This is a genomic window from Roseomonas sp. WA12, from assembly GCF_054165765.1.
The window spans coordinates 340,693-353,282 of sequence record NZ_CM135108.1 but is presented as its reverse complement, the minus strand read 5'-3'; the positions used below and the strand labels follow the sequence as shown (position 1 = coordinate 353,282).

Genomic DNA, 12,590 nt, shown 5'->3' with positions numbered 1-12,590 from the left:
CCCTAACCCTCGATGCGCGAGATGTCGGCGACCTCGTCCATGGCGCCGCGCAGCATCGCCAGCAAGCCTAGCCGATTCCCGCGCAACTCCCTATCCGGGTCGTTGACCGTGACCCGGTCGAAGAAGGCATCCACAGGCGCCCGGAGCGGGGACAGGGCGGCCATGGCGCCCGCAAAATCCTCGCGCGACAGGGCGGCGGTGACGCCGGGGCGGGCGGCTTCCAGGGCGGCGGCGAGTGCCATCTCCTCCGGCGCGCGAAGAAGCGCGGGGTCCACGGCCGGGGCGTAGCTGCGCCCGTCCTTCTTTTCCTCGATTCGCAGGATGTTGGCCGCGCGGCGATAGGCGGCCAGCAGGTCTGTACCCTCGATGGAGGAGAGGAAGTCGCGCAGCGCATCGGCGCGGGCGAGAAGGCGGTTCAGGTCGTCATCGCCCGAGGTGCCGAAGGCGGCGGCCACGAGATCGTGACGCAGGCCCTCGGCCCGCATCTGCACGCGGAGGCGCTCGGCCAGGAACTCGACCACGCCCTGGGCGAAGGCGGCGACCATGGGCGGGTGATTCGAGCCGGCGGGCGGCTGCCAGCCGGCATTCATCCGCTCGGCGGCGACGGCCATACCGAATTCGGGGTTGGCGGTCATGCCCTGGGCCATCGGGTAGCCGAAGAAGGCCTCGGCCACCGCGTCACCCAGCGGCAGGCGCAGGTTGTTCTCCCGAATGATGCGAATGACGCCCAGCGCCGCGCGGCGCAGCGCGTAGGGATCGCCCGAGCCGGTGGGGCGCTCGTCGGCCGCGAAAAAGCCGGCGAGCTGGTCGAGCTTGTCGGCGAGCGCGGCGGCGATGGCGACAGGTTCGGCAGGGACGGCGTCGCCCGGGCCGAGGGGGCGGTAATGAGCGCCGATGGCCTCGGCCACGCGAGGGTCCTCGCCGGCGTGGAGCGCGTAGTAGCGGCCCATGACACCCTGGAGTTCCGGGAACTCGCCCACCATGCCGGAGGCGAGGTCGGCTTTCGCGAGGCGGGCGGCGCGGGCGGCGAGGTTGGGGTCGGCGCCAACCAGCGGGGCGATATGGCGGGCCAGGCGTTCCAGGCGGCGCACGCGGTCACCTTGGGTGCCGAGCTTGGCGTGGAAGACCACGGTGTCGAGCTTGGGAAGGAAGGCTTCCAGGATCCCCTTGCGGTCCAGGTCCCAGAAGAAGCGGGCATCGGACAGGCGGGCGCGGAGGACGCGCTCGTTGCCGCCGACGATCGCGGCGCCGCCGTCATGCGCCGCGATGTTCGCCACCAGCGCAAAACGGGCGGCGGGACGGCCGTCGGGATGGCGAAGGGCAAAGTAGCGCTGGTTCACACGCATGGTGGTGCGCATGAGCTCCGGCGGCAGGTCCATGAAGGCGTCGTCGATGCGGCCGAGCAGCGGGACGGGCCACTCGACAAGGCCGGCGACCTCGGCGAGGAGGCCCCGGTCGGGGACGACCTCGAGGTTCTCGGCCGCAGCCAGTTCGGCGATGCCGGTCTCAATCAGGCGCTCGCGCTCTGCGGCGTCGGAGATGACGGAGCGGGCGCGCAGGCCGGCTTCGTATTCCGCGACCGAGGTGACGGCGAAAGCGCCAGGGGACTGGATGCGGTGGCCCTCGGTGAGGTCGGCGGAGCGGAGGCCGTGGGCGTCGTCATCGCTGCCGGCGAGGGCGAAGGGGACGACGGCGCCGTCGAGCAGGCAGAGGATGCGCTGCATCGGGCGGACCCAGATGAGGTCCGAGGTACCCCAGCGCATCGATTTGGGCCAGGGGAACCGGCGGATCAGGGCGGGGATGGCTTCCGCGAGGACCACGGCGCTGGCGCGGGCGGGGTTCTGCAGGCGGAGGAGGAAGGAGGCGCCGGACTTCTCCGGGCGGGCGAGGATGGTGAGGCCGCCCTCGTCATAGATCGGCGCATCGGCCGCCTCGGTCGCGGCGCGCATGGCGGCGATGGCGGCGTCGGGCAGGTTGTGCTTGCGGGCGAAGCCGTCCAGCGCCTTTTCGGGCGCGCCCAGGCGGGGCCCCTTCTCCTCGCGCTCGCTCGTCGGCGTGGCGGCGGGAAGCTGGGCGATGAGGGCAATGCGGCGAGGGCCGTAGAGCGTGCGGGCACCCTCGAGGGTGAGGCCTGCGGGCTTCAGGGCTTCCGCGAGCAGCCGCGCGAGATCCTCGGCGGCGCGGGCCTGCATACGGGCGGGGATTTCCTCGGAGAGGATTTCCAGGAGGAGCTCGGGCATCAGACCGTCTCCCCCGCCAGCCAGCCTTCGCAGCAGCGTTTCGCCAGGGCGCGGACGCGGCCGATATAGGCGGCGCGCTCGGTCACGCTGATGGCGCCGCGGGCGTCCAGCAGGTTGAAGAGGTGGCTGGCCTTGATGCACTGGTCATAGGCGGGCAGCGGCAGCGCCGCGTCGCAGAGCGCGTTGCACTCCGCCTCGGCTTCCGCGAAGTGGCGGGAGAGGACGGGCACGTTGGCGTGCTCGAAGGAGTAGGCGGAAAACTCCCGCTCGTTGCGCAGGAAAACGTCGCCATAGGTCAAGCCAGCAGCGTTGAATTTCAGGTCGTACACGTTCTCGACGCCCTGGATGTACATGGCCAGGCGCTCCAGCCCGTAGGTCAGCTCGCACGATGGAACCGCGCAGGGGATACCGCCGACCTGCTGGAAATAGGTGAACTGCGTCACCTCCATGCCGTCGCACCAGACCTCCCAGCCAAGGCCCCAGGCGCCCAGGGTCGGGCTTTCCCAGTCGTCCTCGACGAAGCGGATGTCGTGCAGCATCGGGTCGATGCCAATGGCCCTGTAGCTCTCGATCAGCAGGGACTGCGGGTCGGGCGGGCTGGGCTTCATGATGACCTGGTACTGGTAGTAGGCGCCCAGGCGGTTGGGGTTGTTGCCGTAGCGGCCATCGGTGGGGCGGCGGCTGGGCTGCACATAGGCGGCGCGCCAGGGCTTCGGGCCCAGGGCGCGGAGTGTGGTAGCGGGATGGAAGGTGCCCGCGCCCATTTCCATGTCGTAGGGCTGCAGGATGGCGCAGCCCTGGCGCGACCAGAAGGCGTGGAGGGCCAGGATCATGTCCTGGAACGGGAGCGGCTCTCCGCCGGGGGCGGGCGGCTGGGTCTTCCCGGCGGGAAGCGGGGCGGTGTTCATGGCGCGGCCGGTATAGGGGCCCCCGGCCCGGCCGGGCAAGGAAGGCCCCCTGCCCCGGATCCCGCGGCGGCCGGGCGCGCCAGGGTGTTCCAGGGCGGGAACATGGCGGCGGTGCGCCGTGAGGCATGCCGGGCGGGCATCACCGGGCGGTGCGGATGCAGGCTGACATCGGGCTGACGGCCGGGGCTGGCTGCATCGGTGGGGCTGCCGGCACGTTGTGGCCTGAACTGCCCGGCCCGGTCGGGCTCCAAGGGCAGGCAGAGGCGAGGAAGCACCATGGCGTCAGGCTTCATGTTCGCCACCGGCGTGGAGAACAGCTACCCGACCATCGATGGCGGCCGTCAGCGGGCGGACGAGATGGAGAAGTGCGGCCATTACGAAAAGTGGCGCCAGGACTTCGACTGCGTGGAGGAGCTGGGCATCCAGTTCCTTCGCTACGGGCCGCCGCTGCACCGCACCTGGCTGGGCGATGGACGGTATGACTGGTCCTTCGCGGACGAGACCTTCGCCGAGCTGCGCCGGCGGGGGATCATGCCGATCGTCGATCTCTGTCATTTCGGCGTGCCGGACTGGATCGGCAATTTCCAGAACGGGGCCTTTCCGGGTCTCTTCGCGCGCTACGCCCGCGACTTCGCCGTGCGCTTTCCCTGGGTGCAGCTTTACACCCCGGTGAACGAGATGTTCGTCTGCGCGCAGTTCTCCGGCCGGTATGGCTGGTGGAACGAGCAGATGACGTCCGACCGCGGCTTCGTCACGGCGCTGAAGCATCTCGTGCGCGCCAATGTGCTGGCGATGCACGCCATCCTCGACGTGCGGCCGGACGCGATCTTCGTGCAGAGCGAATCGAGCGAGTATTTCCACGCCTCGACCCCCACCGCGATCGGGCCGGCGGAGGCGATGAACCAGCAGCGTTTCCTGTCGCTCGACCTCAATTACGGCCGGCGCGTGGACAGCGGCATGTACGAGTTCCTGCTCGATAACGGCATGACAAAGGAGGAGTACCACTTCTTCCTCGAGAACCGCCTGCGCCGCCACTGCGTGATGGGCACGGATTATTACGTGACCAATGAGCACCGCGTGTTCTCCAGCGGCCATACCGAGGCGGCGGGCGAGGTGTTCGGCTATGCCGAGATCACACGCCAGTACCACGACCGCTATCAGATGCCCGTGATGCACACCGAGACCAACCTCATCGAGGGGCCGACGGGGCAGGAGGCGGTGAACTGGCTGTGGAAGGAATGGGCGAACGTTCTGCTGGTGCGGAACGTGGGCATCCCGATCCTTGGCTTCACCTGGTACTCGATCACCGACCAGGTGGATTGGGACACGGCGCTGCGTGAGAACAACGGCAACGTCAACGCGCTCGGCCTGTTCGACCTGGACCGCAACATCCGCCCGGTGGGACGTGCCTACAAGCAGCTGATCCGGGACTGGTCCACGGTGCTGCCGGCGCAGAGCGACAGCCTCGTGCTGCCTCTCGATATGCCCGGTGACGAGGAGGCGGATGCCCGGTCCGAGCGGTTGCGCCACCACGCGCTTCGCAACGCCCGGCACCGCGTGCGGGCGGAGGGTCCGGGCCAGGATTGGGGAGGCGGGGAATGACGGCGATGCGGTTCGCGGAACGGGTGTGCCTGGTGACGGGCGGTGGTTCCGGCATCGGGCGGGCCACCTGCCTGCGGCTCGCGGCCGAGGGCGGCCGTGTCGCGGTGGTGGACCTGAAGGAGGATCGCGCGGCGGAGGTGGCGGAGGCGATCCGGGCGGCGGGTGGCGAGGGGTTGGCGGTGCGCGCCGATGTGTCGGCCTCCGCCGATGTGCAGGCGGCGATCGGGCAGGTGGTGGAGCGCTGGGGGCGGCTGGACGCCATCGTGAACTGCGCCGCGATGATGACCTTCACGCCGCTGCTCGACACCGCCGAGGCGGATTTCGAGCGGGTGCTGGGGGTGAACCTGCGCTCCGTGTTCCTGTTTGTGAAGCACGGCGTGCCGCATATGCCCAAAGGCGGCGCGGTGGTGAATGTCAGCTCCGTCCACGCGCACCAGACCACGCCGAATGTCGTGCCCTATGCCGCCAGCAAGGGCGGGATGGAAGCGATGACGCGGGGGTTGAGCATCGAGTTGGAGGGGCGCGGCATCCGCATCAACTGCGTGGCGCCCGGTGCGGTGGATACGCCGATGCTGTGGGACAACCCCAATGTGAAGAGCGGCGCGGAGACGATCACCGGCGCCGTGGGCAAGCCCGAGGATCTGGCGGCAGCGATCGCCTTCCTGGCCTCGGGGGAAGCCGCCTATGTCACCGGGACCACCCTCATCGTCGATGGCGGGCGGCTGGCGCGGCTCTAGGGGCAGGCCAGCGCGCGAGGGTGAAGGCGATCCCCGCCTCGATCTGCGTGACGCTGGGGGATGGCGCCTGGAAGTAGTGCCCGAAATCGTCCGCCAGCCGCACCAGTTCCGCGCCGGACAGCGCCGCGAGGAACTGAGGCGTCACCTGCGGGCCCAGGACGGAGCGGATGGCCTCGCAGCACTCATGCGGCGAGGCATCCTCAAAGAGCACAGGCGGACAGACGGCGGCGGCGAAGGATTCGCCCATGGCCGTCTCGAAATCAGCCCGTTCCTGCTCGGTCATGGTCATCGCGTGTCAGAGGCCGATGCGGGTCCAGGCGGTGCGCGCCTCGACGGCCGCGAGCGCGCCCTCCACCGCCGCGGCCGGATCCAGCGTGGCGCCGGAGAGCAGGCGCCAGGGCAGGCGCGGGCGGCGGGCGCCGAGGGGGACGATCTTCGCCTTCTCACCGAAGCGGCGGACCACCTCGCCGCGCAGGTCGCCCAGCCTGTCCACCAGTCCGAGTTCCAGGGCGCGGCGGCCGGTCCAGAAGCGGCCGCTGAACAGGGGTTCGCCGTCCCGCTTCAGGCGGGTTCCGCGGCGGGCCTCGACCCAGGCAATGAATTCGTGGTGCAGCCCGGCCATCAGCTCTCGCAGCCGCTCCTGCTGGGCGGGGTCGGCGGGGCGGAAGGGGTCGAGGAAGGACTTGTCCTCCCCGGCGGTGACGAGGCGGCGCTCGATGCCCAGCCGGGCGATCGCCTCCTCGAAGCCGAAGCCGGAGGAGATGACGCCGATCGAGCCGATGATGCTGGTGGGGTCCGCCACGATCTCGTCCGCCGCGCAGGCGAGCCAGTAGCCGCCGGAGGCCGCCGCGTCCTCCACGCAGGCGATGACCGGGACCTTCTTCTTTTCCGCGAGCTGCCGGATGCGGGCGGCGATGAGGGAGGATTGCGCGGGGGAGCCGCCGGGCGAGTTCACCGCCAGAACCACGGCAGTCAGGCGCTTGAGCGCAAAGGCGCGTTCCAGCACCGGATCCAGCGCGGCGGCGGAGAGGGTTGGCCCGGCGAAGCCGTTGGCACGAGGGGCGATGACGCCCTGCAGCCGCACCACGGCCACCACGGGGGGACGGTCGAGAAAGGGGAAGTTCATCCCTCCACAGGTCGCGTGCCGTGCGGCCGGTTCAAGGTATTGCCCCAATGATGCCGCTTGCAAGGCGCCCGGGATCGCGCGATCTCGGAGGCATGTCGTTCGCCAAGCGTGATCTCCGGGCCGCCCTGGCCGTTCTCGCTGCCATCGGGCTGATGGTGCTGTACCGCTACCTCCAGGTGGAGCCGCGGGAGATGGGCGCGCTGTGCCTGGACATGGCGCAGGCGCCATTCGCCTGCCGGCCGCGGGCGGTGCTGCTGTGGTTGCAGCACTGGCAGCTCTGGGGCGCGGCGGCGCTCGCGCTCGGCGTGTGGGCCTTCATCGGCGCGCCCTTCGCGGTGCGGGCAGCGGCGGTGGCGATGGGCGTGATCGCGGTGCTGAATTTCAACGCGACCTGGGGGATGGTCGGGGCCGCGCTCGGCGGCTGGGCCTGGGTGGAAGCGAATGCGCGGGCGCGGTCCGCGCTGGCCCGGGGATGATCTTGCAGGAGTCCGCCTGGCGCGTGGTCGAGGGCGGGCTGGAGCTCCGGGTGAAGGCCCAGCCCCGCGCGCGGCGGCCCGGATTGCAGGGGCTTATTGCCGGGCTGGATGGCCCGCGGATCAGGGTGGCCGTGGCCGAAGCGCCGGAGGATGGGCGCGCGAACCGCGCCATCTGCGTCGTACTGGCGAAGGTGCTGGAGGTCACGCAATCCCGGGTTTCGGTCACGCAGGGCGAGACATCCCGGGAGAAGACGGTGCTGGCGCGCGGCGATTCAGCCGCGATGGCCGCCAAGCTGGACGCGATCCTGTCCTGAAAAGGGAAACGCCGGCCCTTCATCCCCTGCGGGATGCCGGACCGGCGCGCCTGCCCCTGGTGGATCGCCCGAGGCTTGAGATGAAACGCCTCAGGCGGCCATGCGGTTGACCTTGCTCTCGGCGAGCATGGTCAGCTTCTTGTCAGTGGCCTTCTCTTCGGCGAGCGTCTCCTCGAGGACGGAGGCGCAGTCATTGCGGCCAAGCTGGCGGGCGAAGGCGACGAGGGTGCCGTAGCGGGTGATCTCGTAGTGCTCAACCGCCTGGGCGGAGGCGAGCATGGCAGCGTCGAGCACCTCCTTGTCGTCCACGTCGCCCATCACCTCCTCGGCCTCCTCGAGGATGCCGTCCATGGCGGCGCAGGTGACGCCCTTCACGGGCTGGCCGTGCATCTGGAACACCTTCTCCAGGCGGACGATCTGGTTCTTCGTCTCCTGCAGGTGCAGCTCGAAGTTCTGCTTCAGCTGGGGATCGGTCGCCTTGTCGATCATCTTCGGCAGGGCCTTCGTGATCCGGTTCTCGGCGTAATAGACGTCCTGCAGCATGTGGACGAACAGGTCGTCGAGGGTTTTGATCGGCTTGGAGAAAAGGCCCATGGCGGTCTGCCTTCGTGCGAGGGTTTGCGGATCTTCGCGGGTTGGCCGGCCGTGGGCCGCCAGCCCGTTCAACGCCCCGGGCCGAAGGCCGTTGCCTCAGCCGCGTGGCGGGACGGGGGCACCTGCCTCGGCGGACTGACGCAACAGCCAGTCCCGGAAGGCCACGAAGCCCGGCTCTGCCCGCCGCCGCTCACGGAACACCAGGTGCCAGCCGCGGCCTTTCGGCACCGGCAGGACGAAGGGCGCGACGAGGCGGCCGGCGCGAAGGTCGTCGTCGATATAGGGGCGCAGGCCGAGGGCGATGCCGATGCCGTCCGCCGCCGCCTGCAGTGCCTGGCCGTAGAACTCGAAGACCGGGCCGGCGGGGCGGAGCGCGGGAAGGCCCGCGCCGGCAAGCCAGCGCGGCCAGTCCTCCGGCGCATGGGCCACGCGGATGAGACGGGCGGGGTCCAGGGCCTGCGGCGTGTCCAGTCCGGCGGCCAGGGCCGGGGCGCAGACGGGGAGAAGGTCTGCGGTGAAAAGCGGTTCGGCGCTCAGCCCGGGCCAGCGGCCGTCGCCGAGCTGGATGCCGCAGGTCCAGTCCTCGGCGAAGGGGGCAGCGACCCCGCCGGTGGTGATGCGCACCTCCACATCAGGCACCTCGCGCTGGAAGGCGGCGAGGCGGGGGATGAGCCAGCGGATGGCGAAGGTGGGGCCCACGCCGACCGTCAGCACATGGCTTTCGGGCTGGCCGGCGACGTCGGCGGTAAGTTGGGCGAGGGAATCGAGGATCTGGGTCAGCCCGGCCTGGTAGAGGCGGCCGTGTGAGGTGAGCGACAGCCGGTTTGCCTCGCGCTGGAACAGCGGCACGCCCAGGCGCTGTTCCAGCAGTTGCACCATGCGGCTGATGGCGGCGGGGGTGACATTTAATTCGCGGGCGGCACCGGCGAAGCCGCCGTTCCGCGCGGCTGCCTCGAAGGCCCGGACGCCGTTGAGGGAGGGCAGCCTGCGCATCGGGCACCATCAGGAAAACTGGGGGTGGCCCTCAGATAACACCGTTTGCGCGCGGGGCCCATCGGGCGGAAACCCTGGGGAGAGGAGAACCGCCGATGACACCGCTGCTGATGCTGGGGCTGACGGTGCTGATGGTGGGGACGGCCCTGCTCTCGGGCGTGTTCGGCATGGCGGGCGGCCTGGTGCTGATCGGGGTGCTGCTGGCGGTGCTGCCTGTGGCCGACGCGATGGTGCTGCATGCGGTGACGCAGATGGCCAGCAATGGTTGGCGCGCGGCGCTGTGGTGGCGGCATGTGCGGTTCCGCCCGATGGCGCAGTATCTGCTGGGCGCCTTGCTGGCCCTTGTCGTGCTGGGGCTGGTGAACTTCGTGCCGTCCCGCGCCACGGCCTTGTTGATGCTCGGGCTGACGCCGTTTCTCGTGCGGCTGGCGCCGGCGAGGCTGAAGCCCGATCCGGAGCGTCTGTCGCACGGCGTGTTCTACGGCGCGGTCTGCATGGCACTGATGATCCTGACCGGCGTGTCGGGGCCACTGATGGACAGCTTCTTCCTGGGCGGGAAGCTGGAACGGCGCGAAATCGTGGCGACCAAGGCGGCATGCCAGATTTTTAGTCACGCGGGGAAGCTGCTCTATTTCGGCGGGCTGGTGAGCGCGACGGGGGAGCTGGACCCGGTGCTGGCCGGGCTGGCGGTGGCGGCATCCATCCTCGGCACCACCCTGGCCAAGCCATTGCTCGAGATGCTGAGCGATACGCAGTACCGCAGCTGGGCGGGGCGGCTGATCACGGTCATCGCGCTGTACTACGTCGTGCAGGGCGCCTGGGAGATGTTCGGGGCATGAGCGGGGTGACGGAGCCGCTGGTGCTTGATCTGGTGGAATGGGTCGCGCAGCGGCCGCGCGCCTATGCGGAGGTGATGGAGGCCTGGCGCACCTCCTGTCCGCGGCTGACGGTGTGGGAGGAGGCGCTGGAGCGCGGGCTGGTGGTGCGGGCCGATCCGGTTCGGGTCACGCCGCTGGGATTGCAGTGTCTGGCGGAATACGGGCGCGGGTTGGGCTGACCGGGATCTGCATGCGGGGTGATCTTCGCGGTAGTTTAGCGCCTCTCGCTACTACCCAGGATGGATCATGAGCACTCGTCACGCGATCGCCTCTGGCACTGCTGTGCTGGCGGCGGAGATGGTCGGCCAGGGTGATCCGGTGCTCTTCCTGCACGCCAATGTCTGCGATAGCCGCATGTGGCGGACGCAGATGGATGGGATCGGGGCTCGCAGCAGGGCCATCGCCTATGACCGGCGGGGCTTTGGCGGGACGCGCGCCGGGGCGGAGGCGTTCTCGGCGGTCAGCGACGCAAAAGCGGTGATGGAGGCCTTAGCGGAAGGAGGGCCGGCGGTCCTTGTGGGATGCTCGCAGGGCGGGCGGATCGCGCTCGACCTGGCGCTTCGGCATCCCGCTTCGGTGCGTGGGCTGGTGCTCATCGCGCCGACGGTGACGGGCGCACCGGAGGCAAACTATTCGCCCGAGATCGCGGCGCTGATGCGTGAGATGAACGCGGCGGAGAGCAGCGGCGACCTGGATCGGGTAAATGCGATGAAAGCGCGGCTCTGGCTGGACGGGCCGCTGGCGCCGGAAGGGCGTGTTGTGGGTGAGGCACGGCGGCTGTTCCTTGAGATGAACGGCATCGCGCTGCGCGCGTCGCCGGTGGGGACGGACGGCGACGCCACCTCCGCCTTCGGCCAGTTGGGAGAGCTATCGGTGCCGGCCCTGGTGATCTGGGGCGATTTCGACTTTCCGCATATTCAGGAACGGTGCAGTCAGGTCGTGGCCCGGTTACCGGATGCGGCGGGCCATGTGGTGGCCGGCGCCGCCCATCTGCCGAGCCTGGAGCAGGCGGATGCGGTGACGGACCTGGTTGCGGCGTTTATCCGCGGCTGTCCGGGCGGGCGGGGATAGGGCGGCCGAAGCGCAGCAGCGGCGGGATCGCGAGGCCGATGGCGCAGGCGGTCCAGCCGAGGGCCTGGAGGTTGTGCGGCCCCTCGTTCACAGCACTGGCGATGGCGCAGAGCAGCAGCGCGCCGCCGGCGAGCCATTCGGCCCAGCCGCCGCCGCGGCGGGGCAGGTCGCCCAGCAGCGCGCGGGCGAGGACGGCGACCAGCGGGACCGCGAAGGTCGGGAAAGGGAAGTCGCGGTAGCGCGGGTCAAAGAGCAGCATGAGCTGAAGGACGGCGGCGGTGGCGATGAAGAGGAAGAACAGGTCCTCGAAGGCGAAGGCGCGCCAGTCCCGCGGGCGGAAGCGGCCGCGGAAGACGGAGCGGATGTTCGCGCTGGCCTGGGCACCGTTGCGGACCGGTTCCACCGGGTTGCCGGAGAGGCGCTGGCCGGCGCGGCGCAGCAGCAGCGCGGCGAGGAGCGCCTGGCCGAGGATGTTGACGACGAAGGCGAGCTTCAGGTGCTCGTCGAACGCATAAGGCCAGCCGCCGCAGAAGGCGTAGGCGAGCGCGTTGCCGAGGGCGGCGGAAAGCAGGGCGAGCGTCCATCCCGCCGCTTTAGGCCAGGCGCGAGTGGTGGCCGCGAACATGGTGGCGCCGAGGGCGAGGGCGGCGGCGGCGTACCAAGGCCACCAGGGGTTCTCGCGCACAGGGCCGGAAAGGTCGAACTTCGGCTGGCGGTCGGCGGTCCAGAGGCCCCAGGCGGCGCCGACAGTGCCCTCGTTGCGGTACTTCCAGACCTGGTCGAAGGCCTCGATGAGGTTGTAGTCGAATCCCTCCTCGCGGCTCAGCTGGATGAAGCGGCGGAGGAAGACGGCCTGATCCACGCGGGAGGGGACGGCGCCCTCGCGCCAGCGGCCGGCGCTGGGCCAGCCGATCTCGCCGATGGCAATGGGCTTGTCGGGGAACATCGCCTTGATGCGGCGATACACGTCGCGGACATGCGCCATCGCGACATCGACGCCGAGCGGCTCGTCCTCCCAGTAGGGGAGGATGTGGATGGTGACGATGTCGACATGGCGGGCCAGCTCGGGGAACTGGGCCCAGAATTCCCAGACATCGGCATAGGTGACGGGCTGGCGGACGGCGGCCTTCACGCGATCGAGCTGGCGGGCAAGCTCCTCCACCGGTAGGTCGCGGCGCAGCAGCACCTCGTTGCCGACAACGACGCGCTCGACGGTCTCCGGGTAGCGGTTGGCCGTCGCGATGAGGGCGGCGATCTCGCGGTCGTTCTGGCGGAGGTCGCGGCCGAGCCAGGCGCCTTTCCACATCTTCACGCCGTGGCGGCCGGCGATCTCGGCGGTGTCGTACTGGCCCTCGATACTGGCGTAGCTGCGGATGGCGCGGACCCGAGGCGCGATGAGGCGGATGTCCTCCTCCACCTGGGCGGCGGTGGGGAAGCTGTCGCGCAGCGGGCTCTGGCCCTCGCGGAAGGGGGCGAAGGAGACGGAGTTGAAGCGGTCGGCCACCATCGGCACATCGCCGGCCATTTCCCGGTTGGGGATCCACCAGGCCAGGATCGTCACGAGCACGGCGATGAGCAGCGCGGGGGCGGTCAGGGTGCGGGCGGCAGGCATGGGGCGGGTGTAGCGGCGGCCCGAGGCTCACGAAAGGCG

At 70.1% G+C, this 12,590-nt stretch carries 14 protein-coding genes; 7 read left to right on the top strand and 7 right to left on the bottom strand.

Features of this window, described 5'->3' with window-relative positions:
- Positions 1-2: 2 nt before the first annotated feature.
- Complete coding sequence (gene glyS, locus ACVBD7_RS01660) at positions 3-2,240, bottom strand: glycine--tRNA ligase subunit beta (protein WP_458095787.1); 2,238 nt, start codon at positions 2,238-2,240, stop codon at positions 3-5.
- Complete coding sequence (locus ACVBD7_RS01655; protein WP_458097615.1) at positions 2,240-3,148, bottom strand: glycine--tRNA ligase subunit alpha; 909 nt, start codon at positions 3,146-3,148, stop codon at positions 2,240-2,242. Before ACVBD7_RS01655 ends, glyS begins: the two co-directional genes overlap by 1 nt.
- A gap of 276 nt (positions 3,149-3,424) precedes the next feature.
- On the opposite strand from ACVBD7_RS01655, the gene ACVBD7_RS01650 reads away from it, so the two are divergent.
- Both ACVBD7_RS01650 and ACVBD7_RS01645 read left to right on the top strand, forming a co-directional pair.
- Positions 3,425-4,750 (top strand): family 1 glycosylhydrolase, encoded by a 1,326-nt coding sequence (locus ACVBD7_RS01650; RefSeq protein WP_458095786.1) that lies wholly within the window; start codon positions 3,425-3,427, stop codon positions 4,748-4,750.
- A complete protein-coding gene (locus ACVBD7_RS01645) occupies positions 4,747-5,487 on the top strand; it encodes an SDR family NAD(P)-dependent oxidoreductase (RefSeq protein ID WP_458095785.1) in 741 nt (246 codons plus the stop codon). The genes ACVBD7_RS01650 and ACVBD7_RS01645 overlap by 4 nt, the downstream gene beginning before the upstream one ends.
- Here the strand turns inward: ACVBD7_RS01645 and ACVBD7_RS01640 are convergent.
- Both ACVBD7_RS01640 and ACVBD7_RS01635 read right to left on the bottom strand, forming a co-directional pair.
- Positions 5,453-5,776: a hypothetical protein gene (locus ACVBD7_RS01640; protein WP_458095784.1), complete on the bottom strand. Its 324-nt coding sequence runs from the start codon at positions 5,774-5,776 to the stop codon at positions 5,453-5,455. The genes ACVBD7_RS01645 and ACVBD7_RS01640 overlap by 35 nt on opposite strands.
- Before the next feature lie 6 nt (positions 5,777-5,782).
- A complete protein-coding gene (locus tag ACVBD7_RS01635) occupies positions 5,783-6,613 on the bottom strand; it encodes a S49 family peptidase (protein ID WP_458095783.1) in 831 nt (276 codons plus the stop codon).
- 92 nt (positions 6,614-6,705) lie between these two features.
- Here ACVBD7_RS01635 and ACVBD7_RS01630 point away from each other — a divergent pair, with 92 nt between their 5' ends.
- Positions 6,706-7,089 (top strand): hypothetical protein, encoded by a 384-nt coding sequence (locus ACVBD7_RS01630; protein WP_458095782.1) that lies wholly within the window; start codon positions 6,706-6,708, stop codon positions 7,087-7,089.
- Between the two features lie 2 nt (positions 7,090-7,091).
- Positions 7,092-7,403: a DUF167 domain-containing protein gene (locus ACVBD7_RS01625; RefSeq protein WP_458095781.1), complete on the top strand. Its 312-nt coding sequence runs from the start codon at positions 7,092-7,094 to the stop codon at positions 7,401-7,403.
- 90 nt (positions 7,404-7,493) lie between these two features.
- On the opposite strand, the gene ACVBD7_RS01620 is transcribed toward ACVBD7_RS01625, so the two are convergent.
- Positions 7,494-7,997 carry a YciE/YciF ferroxidase family protein gene (locus tag ACVBD7_RS01620; RefSeq protein WP_458095780.1) on the bottom strand — a complete coding sequence of 168 codons (504 nt, stop codon included), beginning with the start codon at positions 7,995-7,997 and terminating at the stop codon, positions 7,494-7,496.
- A gap of 96 nt (positions 7,998-8,093) precedes the next feature.
- The gene (locus ACVBD7_RS01615) at positions 8,094-8,990 is read right to left on the bottom strand and encodes a LysR substrate-binding domain-containing protein (protein WP_458095779.1); all 897 of its coding nucleotides are present in this window, start codon (positions 8,988-8,990) and stop codon (positions 8,094-8,096) included.
- 95 nt (positions 8,991-9,085) lie between these two features.
- On the opposite strand from ACVBD7_RS01615, the gene ACVBD7_RS01610 reads away from it, so the two are divergent.
- From ACVBD7_RS01610 to ACVBD7_RS01600, 3 genes are all read left to right on the top strand, one after another.
- The gene (locus ACVBD7_RS01610; RefSeq protein WP_458095778.1) at positions 9,086-9,829 is read left to right on the top strand and encodes a TSUP family transporter; all 744 of its coding nucleotides are present in this window, start codon (positions 9,086-9,088) and stop codon (positions 9,827-9,829) included.
- On the top strand, positions 9,826-10,047 hold the full coding sequence (locus tag ACVBD7_RS01605) for a hypothetical protein (RefSeq protein ID WP_458095777.1): 222 nt from the start codon (positions 9,826-9,828) through the stop codon (positions 10,045-10,047). The genes ACVBD7_RS01610 and ACVBD7_RS01605 overlap by 4 nt, the downstream gene beginning before the upstream one ends.
- A 67-nt stretch (positions 10,048-10,114) precedes the next feature.
- Entirely contained in the window at positions 10,115-10,939 is an 825-nt protein-coding gene (locus tag ACVBD7_RS01600) for an alpha/beta fold hydrolase (RefSeq protein WP_458095776.1), read from the top strand.
- Here ACVBD7_RS01600 and ACVBD7_RS01595 read toward each other — a convergent pair.
- Positions 10,908-12,551, bottom strand: coding sequence for a glycoside hydrolase family 17 protein (locus ACVBD7_RS01595; protein WP_458095775.1), 1,644 nt, complete (start codon positions 12,549-12,551; stop codon positions 10,908-10,910). The genes ACVBD7_RS01600 and ACVBD7_RS01595 overlap by 32 nt on opposite strands.
- Positions 12,552-12,590: the final 39 nt, after the last annotated feature.